Genomic DNA, 707 nt, shown 5'->3' with positions numbered 1-707 from the left:
ACAATGGCAAAATTTCAAATGAAGGAAGTTATTGAGTACGCTTTATCATAAACAGACATTTATAATAACCATAAAACGATGAAACCTACATTTCTTGAACTAGGCTATAAGGCTGGTACTGATAAAGTTACCCATCACGGTTATCATTTTTTTTATCCTTCTTTTTTAGACAAAATGCGGGATGAAGCATTCAACCTACTGGAAATTGGCTATGGCTCAGGAGAGTCAGTTGCAATGTGGTGTGAATATTTTCCCGCCTGTAATTTCTTTTGCATTGATATTAATACTGAAATGGTTTATAATGACAGATGCAGGGTGATTAAAGCTGATCAATCCAATCGTAATGATTTAGAGAAAATTGTAAATCAATTAGGGTCTGCCAGAGTAATTGTCGATGATGGTAGTCATAACCCTAAGCATCAGTTTGATACGTTTTGCTATTTATTTGAACATCTTCTCGAAGAAGGTGGCACATATATAATTGAAGATATAGAAACTAATTATTGGCATCCCAACGCCGTATTATATGGATACCAGATTGGGAATTTTAATTTAATGAAAAATATCAGTATTTGCCAGGACATGATTAACCAGGAGTTTTCCAAGGTTCAGAATACGCTAAATATATCAACAATTACTTATGGACAAAATTGCATAGTTATTACAAAAAGAACAAAAGAAGAACAAATGTATTTTGATCGAAAATA

The 707-nt window shown here is 32.8% G+C and carries 1 protein-coding gene; it reads left to right on the top strand.

Features of this window, described 5'->3' with window-relative positions; translation table 11 throughout:
- Positions 1–78: 78 nt before the first annotated feature.
- Positions 79–707: class I SAM-dependent methyltransferase (locus BLX24_RS30935; RefSeq protein WP_071506941.1), on the top strand; the 629-nt coding region annotated here is incomplete at its 3' end.

Origin of the sequence: Arsenicibacter rosenii (assembly GCF_001870735.1) — a bacterium.
In the GTDB taxonomy this organism is placed as follows: Bacteria; Bacteroidota; Bacteroidia; order Cytophagales; family Spirosomataceae; genus Arsenicibacter; species Arsenicibacter rosenii.
This window is presented reverse-complemented; position numbering and strand designations above follow the sequence as displayed.